General features: G+C 58.9%; 16 protein-coding genes. 7 read left to right on the top strand and 9 right to left on the bottom strand.

Annotated elements, in window-relative coordinates; translation table 11 throughout:
• Position 1: 1 nt before the first annotated feature.
• Together J1C59_RS05505 and J1C59_RS05500 are read right to left on the bottom strand one after the other, a co-directional pair.
• Positions 2-469 (bottom strand): DUF2919 family protein, encoded by a 468-nt coding sequence (locus J1C59_RS05505; protein ID WP_140916982.1) that lies wholly within the window; start codon positions 467-469, stop codon positions 2-4.
• The gene (locus J1C59_RS05500) at positions 459-884 is read right to left on the bottom strand and encodes a GNAT family acetyltransferase (RefSeq protein WP_111139352.1); all 426 of its coding nucleotides are present in this window, start codon (positions 882-884) and stop codon (positions 459-461) included. Before J1C59_RS05500 ends, J1C59_RS05505 begins: the two co-directional genes overlap by 11 nt.
• A 208-nt stretch (positions 885-1,092) precedes the next feature.
• On the opposite strand from J1C59_RS05500, the gene amiA reads away from it, so the two are divergent.
• Positions 1,093-1,941, top strand: coding sequence for an N-acetylmuramoyl-L-alanine amidase AmiA (gene amiA / locus J1C59_RS05495; protein WP_128086604.1), 849 nt, complete (start codon positions 1,093-1,095; stop codon positions 1,939-1,941).
• Positions 1,942-2,108: 167 nt separating this feature from the next.
• On the opposite strand, the gene J1C59_RS05490 is transcribed toward amiA, so the two are convergent.
• Both J1C59_RS05490 and J1C59_RS05485 read right to left on the bottom strand, forming a co-directional pair.
• Positions 2,109-2,252: a hypothetical protein gene (locus tag J1C59_RS05490; protein WP_242281366.1), complete on the bottom strand. Its 144-nt coding sequence runs from the start codon at positions 2,250-2,252 to the stop codon at positions 2,109-2,111.
• A 34-nt stretch (positions 2,253-2,286) separates the two neighbouring features.
• Positions 2,287-2,487, bottom strand: coding sequence for a hypothetical protein (locus J1C59_RS05485; protein WP_242281365.1), 201 nt, complete (start codon positions 2,485-2,487; stop codon positions 2,287-2,289).
• Positions 2,488-2,685: 198 nt separating this feature from the next.
• Between J1C59_RS05485 and hemF the strand changes: the two genes are divergently transcribed.
• From hemF to ampH, 4 genes are all read left to right on the top strand, one after another.
• The gene (hemF, locus tag J1C59_RS05480) at positions 2,686-3,600 is read left to right on the top strand and encodes an oxygen-dependent coproporphyrinogen oxidase (RefSeq protein ID WP_140916983.1); all 915 of its coding nucleotides are present in this window, start codon (positions 2,686-2,688) and stop codon (positions 3,598-3,600) included.
• A gap of 346 nt (positions 3,601-3,946) precedes the next feature.
• A complete protein-coding gene (tal, locus tag J1C59_RS05475; protein WP_128086606.1) occupies positions 3,947-4,897 on the top strand; it encodes a transaldolase in 951 nt (316 codons plus the stop codon).
• A gap of 57 nt (positions 4,898-4,954) precedes the next feature.
• Positions 4,955-6,955, top strand: coding sequence for a transketolase (tkt, locus tag J1C59_RS05470; RefSeq protein ID WP_128086607.1), 2,001 nt, complete (start codon positions 4,955-4,957; stop codon positions 6,953-6,955).
• 243 nt (positions 6,956-7,198) lie between these two features.
• Positions 7,199-8,362 carry a D-alanyl-D-alanine-carboxypeptidase/endopeptidase AmpH gene (ampH, locus tag J1C59_RS05465; RefSeq protein WP_208721854.1) on the top strand — a complete coding sequence of 388 codons (1,164 nt, stop codon included), beginning with the start codon at positions 7,199-7,201 and terminating at the stop codon, positions 8,360-8,362.
• Here the strand turns inward: ampH and J1C59_RS05460 are convergent.
• The 5 genes from J1C59_RS05460 to J1C59_RS05440 all read right to left on the bottom strand — a co-directional run bounded on the left by J1C59_RS05460 (position 8,359) and on the right by J1C59_RS05440 (position 12,372).
• Positions 8,359-9,363, bottom strand: coding sequence for a DUF1176 domain-containing protein (locus tag J1C59_RS05460; protein ID WP_242281364.1), 1,005 nt, complete (start codon positions 9,361-9,363; stop codon positions 8,359-8,361). The genes ampH and J1C59_RS05460 overlap by 4 nt on opposite strands.
• The gene (locus tag J1C59_RS05455; RefSeq protein WP_242281363.1) at positions 9,326-9,478 is read right to left on the bottom strand and encodes a hypothetical protein; all 153 of its coding nucleotides are present in this window, start codon (positions 9,476-9,478) and stop codon (positions 9,326-9,328) included. Before J1C59_RS05455 ends, J1C59_RS05460 begins: the two co-directional genes overlap by 38 nt.
• 123 nt (positions 9,479-9,601) lie before the next feature.
• On the bottom strand, positions 9,602-10,180 hold the full coding sequence (nudK, locus tag J1C59_RS05450; protein WP_140916985.1) for a GDP-mannose pyrophosphatase NudK: 579 nt from the start codon (positions 10,178-10,180) through the stop codon (positions 9,602-9,604).
• Positions 10,181-10,323: 143 nt separating this feature from the next.
• Positions 10,324-11,820 carry an L-asparagine permease gene (gene ansP / locus J1C59_RS05445; protein WP_128086342.1) on the bottom strand — a complete coding sequence of 499 codons (1,497 nt, stop codon included), beginning with the start codon at positions 11,818-11,820 and terminating at the stop codon, positions 10,324-10,326.
• Between the two features lie 279 nt (positions 11,821-12,099).
• Entirely contained in the window at positions 12,100-12,372 is a 273-nt protein-coding gene (locus J1C59_RS05440; protein WP_128086341.1) for a YdgH/BhsA/McbA-like domain containing protein, read from the bottom strand.
• A 262-nt stretch (positions 12,373-12,634) separates the two neighbouring features.
• On the opposite strand from J1C59_RS05440, the gene narQ reads away from it, so the two are divergent.
• Together narQ and J1C59_RS05430 are read left to right on the top strand one after the other, a co-directional pair.
• Entirely contained in the window at positions 12,635-14,323 is a 1,689-nt protein-coding gene (narQ, locus tag J1C59_RS05435) for a nitrate/nitrite two-component system sensor histidine kinase NarQ (RefSeq protein WP_128086340.1), read from the top strand.
• A 109-nt stretch (positions 14,324-14,432) separates the two neighbouring features.
• On the top strand, positions 14,433-15,062 hold the full coding sequence (locus tag J1C59_RS05430; RefSeq protein WP_128086339.1) for a response regulator: 630 nt from the start codon (positions 14,433-14,435) through the stop codon (positions 15,060-15,062).
• Positions 15,063-15,124 lie beyond the last annotated feature (62 nt).

Raw genomic sequence — 15,124 nt, 5'->3', positions numbered from 1 at the left:
TTTAATTAAGATGATGTTCGGGCAGAAAGCAGTCGCGGCAGCGCTGGCTGAAATGCAGCCAGAGCAGCGCCAGCAGGTCGAACAGCGTCAGCATCAGGGGCAGCGGTGAACTCAGCAGGTCGCCCTGAACAAACTGCATGGTCTGCCAGATCAGGTTCACCAGCAGCGACAGCGAGAGCACGCTGCGCCAGTGCTGCCAGAGCCGCGGCAGGCGCAGACGATAGCCGGTCAGCAGCAGCCCGGCCAGCGCCGGCAGGCCCAGCGCCAGGCCAATCCAGAACGCCTGGCGATCCGGATAAAAGAGCGCCAGCAGATCGTTGCCCTGCTGACGCGAGGCACCAGCCATCACCAGCAGCAGCCATGTCCGCGCCTGAAGCAACAGGATCAGCCAGAAAAGAAACGGCAGCCGCAGCTGCCCTCTCGCATCATATTCGTCCGGCAGATAGCGCGGCGACGGTTTAGTACTCACGATCTTCGATCAGGCGTTTGCCGAACAGCAGCGCATCCACCGGTTCGTAATCGAGCTTCTCATAGAACGCCACCACCTGATCGTTCTCTTCGCGGATCATCAGGTGCAGTTTCGGACAGCCGCGCGCAATCAGCTTCTTCTCCAGCCGGTTCATCAGGGCATTGGCAAAGCCACGTCCCTGATAGTCAGGATGCACCGCCAGGTAGTATGCCGCGCCGCGATGACCATCGTAACCGCCCATCAGCGTGCCCACGACCACCCCGCCCACTTCCGCGACCAGGAAGAGATCGGGGTCATGCTGCATTTTACGTTCGATGTCCAGCTCCGGATCGTTCCATGGCCGTAACAAATCGCAACGTTCCCACAAGGTGATCACTTCTTCAAAATCTTCCTGGCGGAAGGCGCGGATTTCCATCTTCTTTACCTGTAAATAAGCACAATTTGCTGATTATCACGCATTCTCTGCTGCACGCAACCCCGGTCTGACGGGCGGCAAATAAAAAAGCGCACATTTTCTGTTTGCGGCCTGCAATACAAAGTAATGCCCTGAAATGGTTCTGTGATCGCAGGCAGCGGAGCCTTAGGCTATAACACCGGCAGGATTTTTGTTACCGGACCCGCACATGCATCTGCTTAAACGTTTGATTCACCGTCGTCAGTTACTGCTTTCCGGGCTGGCTCTGGCCATTTTATCGCCGCGCGCGGTTCAGGCCAGAGAGCAGTCGGCTCTTTCAGAGAAACCGCGTCATCCACGCCCGGCTCCCCCGTCTGAAAAGGGTAAACGCATCGTGATGATCGATCCCGGTCATGGCGGCATCGATTCAGGTGCCGTTGGCGAAGAGGGATCCGAAGAGAAACACATCGTGCTGGAGATTGCCGGTAACGTGAAGCGTCAGCTTCAGAGTCATCCGCGGATCGAAGTGCGTCTGACCCGCGACAGCGACCACTTTATTCCGCTCTATCAGCGGGTGGAGATCGCCCATCAGCACGGCGCGCATCTGTTTATGTCCATCCACGCCGACGGTTTTACCAGTCCCGAGGCCAGCGGCGCCTCCGTGTTTGCGCTCTCCAATCGCGGGGCCAGCAGCTCAATGGCGCGCTATCTCTCCCAGCGCGAGAATGATGCGGATAAAGTGGGCGGCGTGAAAGCGCAGCAGCAGGATCACTATCTGCAGCAGATTCTGTTCGATCTGGTGCAGACCGACACCATCAGGAACAGCCTGACGCTGGGCAAGCATGTGCTGGATCAGATCCGTCCGGTGCATCATCTTCACAGCCAGCATACAGAGCAGGCGGCTTTCGCGGTGCTGAAGTCACCGTCGATTCCGTCGGTCCTGGTTGAAACCTCCTTTATTACCAATCCGCACGAAGAGCAACTGCTCGGCACCACCGCGTTTCGTCAGAAAATCGCCTCTGCGATTGCCAGCGGCATCGTTAACTACTTTGATGAGTTTGACCGGCGCAACGTCTAATGCGGGTAGTCATAAAGAGCTTAAATAAAATAACGGGGGCCTGAGTCACTCGTCGCCCGACTCATCGCAGAGAAGGGGCGATCAGCGGAGTGATTATCCTGAATTATTTTATAAAAGAGGCCGTATCAACGGCCTTCTTTCTCGCGGGTCTTTCTCGCGACAGAGGATCAACGGCGGTCAGACTTATCCGCGATCAGATAAGTCAGCCCATAAACGACCAGCCCGGCAACCAGTACCAGCAACGGGCCAACGACGCGCATCACTCCTTCATTCAGTGTCGCGGTCAGAAATATGCCTGTCACTATCGCCATGATGACGAGTCCGCCTGACACCTCGGCTATCAGCTTACGAATCAACCTGATAATTTTCGATAGCATTAATCAATTCCTCAGCGGCCAGTGGATTGTTGCGCAGCGCTTCGCCCATTTTTATAAACGTCTGCAAGGGTTCTTCAGACATGAAATAGAGCATATCGTAATCATTTAACCGCAGCTTTTGCCACAGCGGTGGGTTCTGTAACTGTAATCGTATGGCGTCATCCGTCACAGCCTTAACATGTTATTCAAATTCCAACCTTCATATCAGACAACGCCGTGCTTACGCGGTAGTCCCAGCCAGCGTTTCAGCGCGGCTGATTCGTGCCTTTAAGTGGTCAGGATTTCGCCTCACCGGATAGCCGCACTCATGCAAGCGGCGCGGTTTGGCGTATAATCCGCTCAGACTAAACCGACGATAAGCGAAAAGATGGCTGATATTTCCCGCGTAAAAGCGTTCCTGCTCGCCCTGCAGGATGAGATTTGTAACCAGCTGGCGGCTGAAGATGGCGGTGCGCAGTTTGCCGAGGATAGCTGGCAGCGTCCCGGCGGCGGCGGCGGCCAGAGCCGCGTCCTGCGCAACGGTGCCGTGTTTGAACAGGCGGGCGTAAACTTCTCCCATGTACATGGCGATCAGATGCCCGCCTCGGCGACGGCTCACCGCCCCGAGCTGGCGGGTCGCAGCTTTGAAGCGATGGGCGTGTCGCTGGTCATCCACCCGAACAACCCCTACGTGCCCACCAGCCACGCCAACGTGCGCTTTTTTATCGCCGAGAAACCGGGAGCCGATCCGGTGTGGTGGTTTGGCGGCGGCTTTGACCTGACGCCCTTCTACGGCTTTGAAGAAGATGCGCTGCACTGGCATCAGACGGCCGCCGATCTCTGTCAGCCGTTTGGCGAGGATGTCTATCCGCGCTATAAAAAATGGTGCGATGACTACTTCTATCTGAAGCACCGGGATGAGCAGCGCGGCATCGGCGGCCTGTTCTTTGACGATCTCAATACGCCCGACTTTGAGCAGAGCTTCCGCTTTATGCAGGCGGTGGGCCGTGGTTTCATCGATGCCTACCGGCCGATTGTGGCGCGCCGTAAAGATCACCCGTTTGGCGAACGCGAACGCCAGTTCCAGCTCTATCGCCGTGGCCGCTATGTCGAGTTCAATCTGGTCTGGGACCGGGGCACGCTGTTTGGTCTGCAGACCGGCGGCCGCACGGAGTCGATCCTGATGTCGATGCCGCCGCTGGTGCGCTGGGAATATGATTATCAGCCCGAGGCGGACTCGCCGGAAGCCGCCCTCTATCGCGATTTCCTGCCGGTGAAAAACTGGCTCAACCTGCCTCTCTGATTGCCTCTTTTGCCGCAGCGCGGGCCTGACCCCGCGCTGCGCTTATCGTTCTCCCCTTCTGCATCCCCCGAATCACAGGACACGGATTGCTACAGTGTTGCCTGCGTCATTTGTCCTGACTGCTATGCTTAAGGATGGAATATGGCGCACCCCACGGTTTACACCGCATGACGGCTTCTTCGCACCGCCTCGCAGCGCAACAATCAGAGAAACCGCATTTTCATCAGAAACGCGCTGTTGCAATGTTATGGGTTCACGTTACCGGTAGCAGATTCCGCCACAGACCGGCTGCGAGGCCTGAGGTGCTCCCTGTTCGCTGTCACTTTTCTTTTCAAGGAGTTTAGAGATGAACCAGCTAGAAGCCCTAAAACAGTTCACCACCGTGGTGGCTGACAGTGGCGATATCGAATCGATTCGTCATTATCATCCCGAAGATGCCACCACCAACCCGTCACTCATTCTGAAAGCGTCCGGCCTGGAAGGGTACAAGCACCTGATGGACGACGCGATTGAGTACGCGAAAAAGCAGGGCGGCAGCAAAGAGACGCAGATCATTAACGCCAGCGATAAAGTGGCGATCAACCTTGGTATGGAAATCCTGAAAAGCATACCGGGCCGTGTTTCGACCGAAGTGGATGCGCGCCTCTCCTTCGATCGTGGCATGTGTGTGACCAAGGCAGAAAAACTGATCCGGATGTATGAGGAGCACGGCATCGACCGCTCCCGCGTGCTGATCAAGCTGGCCTCCACCTGGGAAGGCATCCGCGCGGCGGAAGAGCTGGAGAAGAACGGTATCCAGTGTAACCTGACTCTGCTCTTCTCCTTTGCCCAGGCGCGTGCCTGTGCCGAAGCGGGCGTCTACCTGATCTCCCCGTTCGTGGGCCGCATCTATGACTGGTATAACTCGCGTAAGCCGATGGAACCCTACGTAGCGGATGAAGATCCGGGCGTGAAATCGGTGCGTCGCATCTATGATTACTACAAAAAGCACCGTTACAGCACCATCATCATGGGTGCCAGCTTCCGTAAAGTGGAGCAGATCGTGGCGCTGGCCGGCTGCGACCGCCTGACCCTTTCGCCGAATCTGCTGGAAGAGCTGCAGAATAGCGATGCGCCGCTGGAGCGCAAGCTGGAGCCCTCTACGGAAGGCTTCCATCAGCCGTCGCCGCTCTCCGAAGCCGAGTTCCGCTGGGAACATAACCAGGATCCGATGGCGGTGGAAAAACTCTCTGACGGCATCCGTCAGTTCGCCGTTGACCAGCAGAAGCTGGAAGATGTGCTTGCCGCACGCCTGTAGTCTTCATTTTAGTCGGGCGGGACTTTCCCGCCCTGATGCTTAATAAGGGAGAACTTTATGTCCTCACGCAGAGAACTGGCAAACGCGATCCGTGCACTCAGTATGGATGCGGTACAGAAGGCAAACTCAGGCCATCCCGGCGCCCCGATGGGCATGGCCGACATCGCCGAAGTGTTATGGCGCGACTTCCTTCAGCACAATCCGACCAACCCCGCCTGGCTTGATCGCGACCGCTTTATCCTCTCCAACGGCCACGGCTCAATGCTGCTCTACAGCCTGCTGCACCTGAGCGGTTACGATCTGCCGATTGAAGAGCTGAAAAATTTCCGTCAACTGCACTCTAAAACGCCAGGTCACCCGGAGATCGGCTACACCCCTGGCGTGGAAACCACCACCGGTCCGCTGGGCCAGGGGCTGGCCAACGCCGTAGGCTTAGCGATTGCGGAACGCACCCTGGCGGCGCAGTTTAACCGTCCGGATCATGAGATCGTCGACCACCACACCTACGTGTTTATGGGCGATGGCTGTCTGATGGAGGGGATCTCGCACGAGGTCTGCTCACTGGCGGGCACCCTGGGTCTGGGCAAACTGATCGGCTTCTACGACCACAACGGCATTTCGATCGACGGAGAAACAGAAGGCTGGTTCACCGACGATACCCACAAACGCTTCGAGTCCTACAACTGGCATGTCATCGGCGACATCGATGGTCATGACGCCGACGCTATCCGTGCGGCGATCGAGGAAGCGCAGAGCGTGACTGATAAGCCGTCGCTGATTATCTGTCGCACCATTATTGGCTTCGGTTCACCGAACAAGGCCGGTAAAGAGGAGTCGCACGGCGCGGCGCTGGGTGAGGCTGAAGTCGCCCTGACCCGTAAGCAGCTGGGCTGGAACTATCCGGCGTTTGAGATCCCCGCTGAAATCTATCAGCAGTGGGATGCCAGGGCCGCCGGTGCCGAGCGCGAAAAAGCCTGGAATGAGAAATTTGCAGCCTATAAAGCGGCCCATCCTGAGCTGGCGAAAGAGTATGAACGCCGTATGAATGGCGGGATGCCCGCCAGCTGGGAAACCGAAGCGACCCGCTTCATCCAGGAGCTGCAGGCGAATCCGCAGAAGATCGCCAGCCGTAAAGCCTCGCAGAACTCGCTGGAAGCCTACGGTAAGTTACTGCCGGAATTCCTGGGCGGTTCCGCTGACCTCGCGCCGAGTAACCTCACCATCTGGTCAGGCTCTAAATCGATCAAAGAGGATCCGGCCGGTAACTATATCCACTACGGCGTCCGTGAATTCGGGATGACGGCGATTGGTAACGGCATCGCCCATCACGGCGGCTTCGTTCCGTACACCGCGACCTTCCTGATGTTCGTGGAGTATGCGCGTAACGCCGCGCGTATGGCGGCGCTGATGAAGGCCCGCCAGATTCTGGTCTACACTCATGACTCCATCGGTCTGGGCGAGGATGGCCCGACGCACCAGCCGGTTGAGCAGATCGCCAGCCTGCGCCTGACGCCGAACATGAGCGTCTGGCGTCCGTGCGATCAGGTGGAAACGGCGGTGGCGTGGAAAGCGGCAATCGAACGCCATCATGGCCCGACCGCGCTGATCCTCTCCCGTCAGAACCTGCTGCAGCCGGAACGCACCGCAGAGCAGATCGACAACATCAAACGCGGTGGCTATGTGCTGAAGGATTGCGACGGCACGCCTGACGTGATCCTGATCGCCACCGGTTCAGAGGTGGAGATCACCCTGGGCGCGGCGGAGAAGCTCACCTCGGGCGGTCACAAAGTCCGTGTCGTGTCACTGCCATCGACCGACCTGTTTGATGCGCAGGATGCTGCCTACCGCGAATCCGTTCTGCCTTCGGGCGTGAAAGCGCGCGTGGCGGTCGAAGCGGGCATTGCCGATTACTGGTACAAGTATGTCGGCCTGGAGGGCGCGATCGTGGGTATGACCACCTTCGGCGAATCCGCACCGGCGAGCGATCTCTTCGCGGAGTTTGGCTTCACGGTAGAGAACATCGTCAGTCACGCAGAAGCCTTACTGAAACCAGCGTAATACGCTGGCCCTTCCCGTCTCACGGGAAGGGCATTTTCATCTGGTTCTCCGCAACAGAAAAAAATCTCCCTGCCCCTCTTCACGCCTCACGCAAACGGATTACTATAGAGCACCTGTTTAATGCTGCCTCTGCACGGCTGTGCGTCTGATCCTGCGTTTGTTTCGCCGGGCTGACCGGGTCTGTTTCCGTCAGGTTCAGGCAGATTTCCACTGATTTTTATAGCGAAGCCACCTCCGTTGAACATGCGCACTCCCTATTTACTGGCCCTCATGGTTTCACTGCTTCCCCTGAAAAGCATGGCGCAGGTCGCGCCCGATCCGCTGCTGGCTTCACAGATTGTCGATCGCTATGCCGAGCATATCTTCTACGGCAGCGGCGCGACCGGTATGGCGCTGGTGGCGATCGATGGCAATCAGCGGGTCTTCGCCAGCTTCGGTGAAACCCGTCCCGGCAACAATGTCCGCCCGCAGAAAGATTCGCTGATTCGCATCGCCTCACTGAGTAAGCTGATGACCAGCGAAGTGATGGTGAAGCTGGCGGAGCGCGGACAGATCCGCCTCGACGATCCCCTGAGTAAATATGCGCCGCCGGGCACCCGCGTGCCTGCCTGGAACGGCCAGCCGATTCGCCTGATTAACCTTTCGACCCACACCAGCGGACTGCCGCGTGAGCAGCCTGGCGGCAAAGCACAGCGTCCGGTCTTTGTCTGGCCGACACGCAGCGAACGCTGGAGCTGGCTGTCGCACGCGAACCTCAAAGCGGCACCGGGCAGCAGCGCTGCTTACTCTAACCTGGGCTACGATCTGCTGGGCGATGCGCTGGCACGCGCCAGCGGCACCCCCTACCCGGCGCTGTTTCAGCAGTTAATCACCCGTCCGCTCGGCATGAAAGACACCACCTTCACGCCGTCGCCAGAGCAGTGCGGCCGCCTGATGGTGGCGGAAAAAGGGGCGAGCCCCTGCAATAACACCCTGGCGGCGATTGGCAGCGGCGGCGTCTACTCCACGCCGGATGACATGGGCCGCTGGATGCAGCAGTTCCTGAACTCTTCGGTCAACCACCGCACGCCGCAGATCGACCGGCTGCAGACGCTGATCTATCGTCGCGATCAGCTGAACAAAGTGGAAGGCATGGATGTACCGGGCAAGGCGGATGCGTTGGGTATGGGCTGGGTCTATATGGGGCCGAAAAGCGGTCGTCCTGGCATTATCCAGAAAACCGGCGGTGGCGGTGGATTCATCACCTATATGGCGATGGTGCCGCAGCATAATGTGGGCGTCTTTGTGGTGGTGACCCGCTCGCCGCTGACCCGCTTTACGCCGATGAGCGACGGCGTGAACAACATGCTGGCCGAACTGGTCGGTAATCAGTCTGGCTCACCGATGATGGTGCAGGCGATCCGCTAACGCTGCTGTACGCCGCCATCAGGCTGGCTGACCCACAGGGTTGGCCAGTCGTCACTGCTGTGCCAGGCGTCACAGGTAGACTCTTCCGCATACTCCGCTAAGACAAAGCGGGTGCCGTCGAACTGCCAGCGTGTGGCACTGCCGCAATCCCCCAGTCCCCGTCCCTTGCCAAACGTATACAGCTGGCCGCTGGCCGCATCGTAGTCGGCGTTGATCAGCTCAAGCTGCCGGTCACTGGCGCCGGGTGGCGTAAACGGCAGCGTCAGGGTAAGGCCGCGCGCCACAAAGGGCGGGCTGCGCGTCACTTCAAACGCCAGATCGATCACGTTATAGGCCCCCATCTCACAGCTCACCAGCAGCAGCGCGCGCTGATCGGTCAGCGGTGCCACGCTGACCTCGCGGCGCAGCGGGTCCAGCGAACAGGCGTCGGTATTCACCCGCCAGGTGCCGTAATCGATCAAGCCGCTGGTCTCCTCGCGCGTCAGTGCCGCAGGCGGCATCACGGCGGGCGGCAGAGGCGGCAGTGCGGGCGGCGGCGGAACGTCCCAGCTGGCGCGGTCCCCGCGCCGGATCCAGGCACTCATGCTGTTGACCCGCCCCTGTATATCATCCATCAGCAGCAGAGCCGCTTTCATCCCCCGCAGGGAGATCAGCGCATTCGGGTCGTAGGTGAGCTGCAGGGTTTTCGCCTCCATCACCAGATCGAGAAATTCGTCGATGGCGATGGCGTTGCTGGTCGCAAGATGATGGGGTTCAACCGTCCAGTGCTTGAGGTCGGGTTTCAGACGGCGCTGGTCGAGCAGCAGGTTATCTTTGAGCGGGCCGCCAGGCAGCGCCCCGCTGTAGGCGCTGCCGTAGTCGATTCGCAGCAACGGGCGATCGTTGACGCCCGCATGACGCGAGATCGTCATCACCAGCCCTTTATCGCCCGGAATATTGCGCGCCACGCAAAAGGCTTCGTTGTTACAGGTGATTTGCCAGTCGTTGAATGACTTTTGCAACGGTTCCGCCTGAACAGAGGCAACCCACAAAGACGGCAACAGCCACAGCGATTTCATCCAGTACGACATCAAGAAAATCGATCTCCGAATAGCCAGAGAGAAGAGGATAGCGCATCAATGGGCCTGACAGCGTTCGCATTCTGTGAACCGGTGCAAAAAGCGCAGTTAACTGCCTAAAAAGCGTACATAAAAGGATTAGATTCTGTTTCCGCCCTGCTCTGCACGATCACCGGTCCGGTCAGGGCGTCAGCCAGCCCGCGATCAGCGCATGCTGTAACAGCATCACCGTTTTGCCGTCGCAGATACGACCATCGGCGACCATCGCCAGCGCATCGGGAAAGCGCAGCTCCAGCACTTCAATCGCCTCATCGTCGACGCCTCCGCCGGCGTTTTTACGCAGCGATTCGTGATACTCGGCGGCAAAAAAATGGATCAGTTCCGTCACGCCGCCCGGCGACATATAGCAGGCATAGAGCTTCTCCACCTCGCCCACCGCATAGCCGGTCTCTTCGATCGCCTCTTTGCGGATGCAATCTTCCGGGGAGTCATCATCCAGCAAACCGGCACAGGCTTCGATCAGCATGCCGCCTTCGTTTCCGTTGACGTAGGTGGCGATGCGGAACTGGCGCGTCAGCACCACACTGTTCTTTTCACGGTTATAGAGCAGAATGGTCGCCCCGTTTCCGCGATCGTAAACCTCGCGTTTATGGCGAATCGGCTCACCCCGGCGATCGGTGATCTCGTAGGTGTAGTTGCGCAGCACAAACCAGTTTTCAGACAGGAGTTTGTCTTTGATGATGGTGATCTTAAACGACACGATGACTCCGCTACCGCATAAAGGGAGCCTGTCATCATAGGGGCTGGCTGACGGGAAAACCAGCCTGTTTTCGCCCGCCGCGCGGTGGATAGCGCCCATAAAAAAGGCCAGCCCGAAGGCTGGCCCGATGACGGCAGGGTCGATCAGCGTGAGGTGTCGTCAGCCAGCTGTGCGGGCTTCGCATCCTCTTCGTGGTGATCGTGTTCTGTCGCGGCAATCGCGTTTACGCGCTTACGTACGCCAAACCATCCCAGCACCAGTACCACGGCAATCAGCGGAATAGAGGCGATGGTGTAGGTGCCGTTCGGGTAGTCAAACGCCATCAGCACCAGCACGCTGAACAGGAACAGCAGCGTCAGCCATGAGGTAAACGGCGCGCCCGGCAGCTTGAAGCTGACATCGTCCGCCTTGCCCTCTTTGATCGCTTTGCGCAGACGGAGCTGGCAAACCACGATAAAGGCCCAGGAGGAGATAATGCCCAGCGAGGCGATGTTCAGTACGATCTCAAACACCTGAGAAGGCACATAGTAGTTCAGGACCACACCGATCACATAGACGCAGATGGTGACCAGAATACCGGCGTAAGGCACCTGCTGACCGTTCATCTTTGACATGAATTTCGGGGCAGAACCGCCCATCGACATAGAGCGCAGGATACGTCCGGTCGAATAGAGGCCGGAGTTAAGGCTGGAGAGCGCCGCGCTCAGCACCACGATGTTCATGATGCTGCCGATGTAAGGCACGCCGAGCTTCGAGAAGAAGGTCACAAACGGACTCTGCCCCGCCTGGTAGGCGTTCCACGGCAGCAGCAGTACCAGCAGAACCACAGAACCCACGTAGAACAGGCCGATACGCCAGATCACGCTGTTAATCGCCTTCGGCAGCATGGTCTTGGGATCTTTACACTCTCCCGCAGCCGTGCCCACCAGCTCGATAGAGGCAAAGGCGAACACCACGCCCTGAATCAGCACCAGCGCAGGCAGCAGGCCGTGCGGGAACAGACCGCCATTATCGGTGATCAGATGGAAGCCGGTGCTGTTGCCATCCAGCGGTTTGCCGGTGCCCAGGAACACGACACCCACCACCAGGAAGACCACAATCGCCAGCACTTTGACCAGCGCGAACCAGAACTCCATCTCGGCGAACCACTTCACGCCGATCATGTTCATGGTGCCGACAATCGCCAGCGCGCCCAGCGCGAAGACCCACTGCGGCACATCGCCAAACGCGCCCCAGTAGTGCATGTAGAGCGCCACCGCGGTGATGTCGACGATGCCGGTCATCGCCCAGTTGACGAAGTACATCCAGCCCGCCACATAGGAGGCCTTCTCACCCAGGAACTCACGGGCATAAGAAACGAAGCTGCCACTGCTCGGACGGTGTAACACCAGTTCGCCCAGCGCACGCAGAATAAAGAAGGAGAAGATGCCACAGACCAGATAGATAATGGCTAACGCAGGGCCGGCAGCCTGTAAACGGCCCCCTGCGCCCAGGAACAAACCGGTACCGATGGCACCGCCGATCGCAATCATCTGTACGTGACGGTTACCCATCGCCTTCTGGTAACCGGCGTCATGAGAGTTGAGCCAGCGTCGTTTCGCAGCGCGCATCTCGCTTGGGGTTTTCTTTTTAGATTTCATAGCATTCCTGTTTGTCCGAACCATCAGTCGTTGCTACCCCAGTGCAGGCGTCATGCGCTGTGAAATGGGGTATTTTCCTCTATGCGTTGGCCAGTGAGTGAGTGCCAGGCAACGCGGGAATTTACGGCGATGAATCCTACCCGTTCTGCAAGAACGAAGCAAAATATACCGGGCGGATGCACAGGCTGATTTGTAAGAATCCATCCTGATGCACAAAAACAAAAAAACCGGCCAATTCAGGCCGGTAAACGCTACAGGGATGGAAACAGGAGGGTAAGGTTAGCGGTAAATCTCTGCGGTGCCGCTCCAGAGGCTGGAGTCGCCGGGGTTATCCACACCGATCACGCGGTAGTGGCTGGCGCCCATCTCTTCCGCTTTCTGCGACAGCTGGCGGCTGGCATCATCCAGCGAACCACGAACACCGGAAACCGACACGCTGCCGATGCTCTGCATGTTCTGCGCCTGAGCAGGATCGACCGGCGCGGCGGCAAATGTACCAAATGAGGTGGCAGCCAAAAGTGCGCCCGCCAGTGCAACAGTCAGTTTTTTCATGGGATGCTCCTTAATCTGCATTCGGGGATTCGGGTACTCAGTGATGACTGGAGAAATTATTGGCGCTGCAATGAAAAGCAACATCGGGCCGATGTAAACCTGTTCTTTTTTTAACCGCTGAACCGCAGCCATTCCTGGGAACTGTCAGTTGCGGTCATTTTATGTGCGATGTGTAACGCGCTGTGCGATAAACAGGGCATGGATCATTGGCGTGACGTGACAGCACTCTTATAATTCCCGCACTTTAAACAGGGCTATTGATGTGATTGTTAAACGTTCCGTAACTCAGAGCATCGCTCAGGCGCTCAGCGCCATCGTTCTGCTGTCGCTCCTGACGACCGGCCTGGCCCTTGTCACGCTGCTCAGCAGCCAGCGTGATGCAGAGGCGATTAACCTGGCGGGTTCACTGCGTATGCAGAGCTATCGCATGGCCTGGGATGCCAGCCGTCAGCCGCAGAACCTGCCTGACCATCTGGCGCGCTATCAGGAGACGCTCGATGCCCCGGTGCTGCAGAAACTGAACCGGCCCTGGGTGCCTCGTGAAGTAAGGCTTCGCTATCAACGGCTGCGCGCCGCGTGGCCCGCGCTGCAGCAGCAGTTACTGCAGGACAACATCGCGGCTTACCAGCAGCAGATCCCGATCTACGTCGGCGAGATCGACCGCTTTGTGCTGGGCCTGCAGCGCTATACCGAACTGAAGATGCATCTGGTGGCTGCCAGCAGCCTGGTGGGGGTGATTGCGATTGTGGCGCTGGCGCTGATGACGATTCGCTTTACCCGCCAGCAGGTGGTGCGTCCTCTGAACGCGCTGGTCACGGCCAGCCGGTACGTCGAAAGCGGCAATTTCGCCTTTCCGCCGCTGCAGGTCGAGCAGCAGAACGAGCTGCGGGTGCTCTCTCACGCCTTCAGCGGCATGGCGGCACGTCTGCATTCGCACTATCAGCTGCTGGAAAGCACGGTACGCGAGAAAACGGAAGATCTGACGGAGGCCAATCGCACTCTGTCGCTGCTCTATGAAAGCTCGCAGATGCTGACCGCCAGCCCGCTGCATCCGGCGCTGTTTGAAACGGTGTTAACCACGGTGCTGAAGCGCGAGAAGCTGACGGCCATCCGGATCGACAGCGAGCAGTTTTCGTTCTGCGCCGGGGATGCGCAGGCCGCCGGTCAGTGGCACACCCTGCCGCTACAGCAGGCCGAGCAGCCGATTGGCGAACTGCGCTGGCAGATCGCCGATCTTTCTCCGCCGGACGCGCTGATGCGCAGCCTGGCGGGGATGCTGGGGCGGACACTCTGGATCTGGCAGGCGCAGCAGCAGTATCAGCAGATGCTGCTGATTGAAGAGCGCACGACCATCGCCCGGGAGCTGCATGACTCACTGGCGCAGTCTCTCTCCTTTTTACGCATCCAGCTGACGCTGCTGCGCCGCACCGTGAATAAAGAGGACAGCGCCGCGCACGCCATAATCGCGGACTTCGACCGGGCGCTGGCCGACGCCTACCGCCAGTTGCGTGAGCTGCTGACCACCTTCCGCCTCACCATCGAACAGGCGGATCTGGTGGCGGCGATGGAGGCGATGATCGCCTCGCTGCAGGAGAAGAGCGCCGCAGCGATCGAGTTTAACTATCAGCGCGGCCTTCAGACGCTGGAGGCGCAGCAGCAGGTGCATCTCCTGCAGATTGCCCGCGAAGCGTTACTGAATGCCATCCGGCACGCCAGCGCCAGGGTGATCCGGGTGGATTATCAGCACAGCGAAAAGGGTGAGCACTTACTGACGATTACGGATGACGGCACGGGGATCGGCAGCACGGATGAGCCGCCCGGCCACTATGGACTGACGATTATGGCGGAACGCGCCCAGCGCCTCGGGGGCGAGCTGACCATCCTCGCCCGGGAGTGCGGCACCCAGGTTGCGCTGCGCTTTCCACCGCAGCCCGCACGCGCGCTGGACTAGCGCGCCAGATCCGACCTTACTGAAACAATCCATCGGTTTGACAGCAGACGTGCCGGAAGAGAACCCCAGCCCTGCTCCGGCATCGTCTGAACCGATAAAAGGAGAAACTATGCAACAGCCCGCTTTAACCCTGATGATTGTGGATGACCATCCACTGATGCGCCGCGGTGTGCGTCAGCTGCTGGCACTGGAACCCCGTTTATCGGTGATCGCCGAAGCCAGCAACGGCACCGAGGCGCTGGCAGAGGCGCGCCGTCAGGAGCCCGACATCATTCTGCTCGATCTGAACATGAAAGGCCTGTCCGGGCTGGATACGCTTAAGGCGCTGCGTCACGATGGCATCCATTCACGCATTCTGGTGCTCACGGTGTCCGACGCCCGCAGCGATATTTTTGCCATGGTGGATGCCGGTGCCGATGGCTACCTGCTCAAGGACAGCGAACCCGATATCCTGCTGGGCCATATCCTGCAGGCCTCGCGCGGTGAAAAGGTGTTCAGCGAAGGCGTCGCCAGCTATCTGGCTAATCGTCAGCACAGCGCCGATCCGCTGCGTCAGCTCACCGAACGCGAGCGGGATGTCCTGCAGGAGGTGGCGCGCGGCCTGTCGAACAAGGAGATTGCCGCCATACTGCATATCTCGGAAGAGACCGTCAAAGTGCATATCCGCAACCTGCTGCGCAAGCTGGATGTCCGCTCACGGGTGGCGGCCACGGTGATGTGGCTGGAAAGCCGCAAATAGCCAACGAATTTACACTTTCTCCTCAATTTCTCCACGATTTCCCCCGCCGCCGCACGTAGAGT

This window comes from Pantoea deleyi, assembly GCF_022647325.1.
In the GTDB taxonomy this organism is placed as follows: Bacteria; Pseudomonadota; Gammaproteobacteria; order Enterobacterales; family Enterobacteriaceae; genus Pantoea; species Pantoea deleyi.
Note: the sequence above shows the minus strand (reverse complement) of the source record. Positions and strands in the feature narration are given on the sequence as shown.

Coding starts and splice junctions, on each gene's coding strand:
- J1C59_RS05500 (WP_111139352.1), bottom strand. CDS start 884: ATGGAAATCCGCGCCTTCCGCCAGGAAGATTTTGAAGAAGTGATCACC.
- amiA (WP_128086604.1), top strand. CDS start 1,093: ATGCATCTGCTTAAACGTTTGATTCACCGTCGTCAGTTACTGCTTTCC.
- J1C59_RS05490 (WP_242281366.1), bottom strand. CDS start 2,252: ATGGCGATAGTGACAGGCATATTTCTGACCGCGACACTGAATGAAGGA.
- hemF (WP_140916983.1), top strand. CDS start 2,686: ATGGCTGATATTTCCCGCGTAAAAGCGTTCCTGCTCGCCCTGCAGGAT.
- tal (WP_128086606.1), top strand. CDS start 3,947: ATGAACCAGCTAGAAGCCCTAAAACAGTTCACCACCGTGGTGGCTGAC.
- tkt (WP_128086607.1), top strand. CDS start 4,955: ATGTCCTCACGCAGAGAACTGGCAAACGCGATCCGTGCACTCAGTATG.
- ampH (WP_208721854.1), top strand. CDS start 7,199: ATGCGCACTCCCTATTTACTGGCCCTCATGGTTTCACTGCTTCCCCTG.
- J1C59_RS05455 (WP_242281363.1), bottom strand. CDS start 9,478: ATGCGCTATCCTCTTCTCTCTGGCTATTCGGAGATCGATTTTCTTGAT.
- ansP (WP_128086342.1), bottom strand. CDS start 11,820: ATGAAATCTAAAAAGAAAACCCCAAGCGAGATGCGCGCTGCGAAACGA.
- J1C59_RS05440 (WP_128086341.1), bottom strand. CDS start 12,372: ATGAAAAAACTGACTGTTGCACTGGCGGGCGCACTTTTGGCTGCCACC.
- J1C59_RS05430 (WP_128086339.1), top strand. CDS start 14,433: ATGCAACAGCCCGCTTTAACCCTGATGATTGTGGATGACCATCCACTG.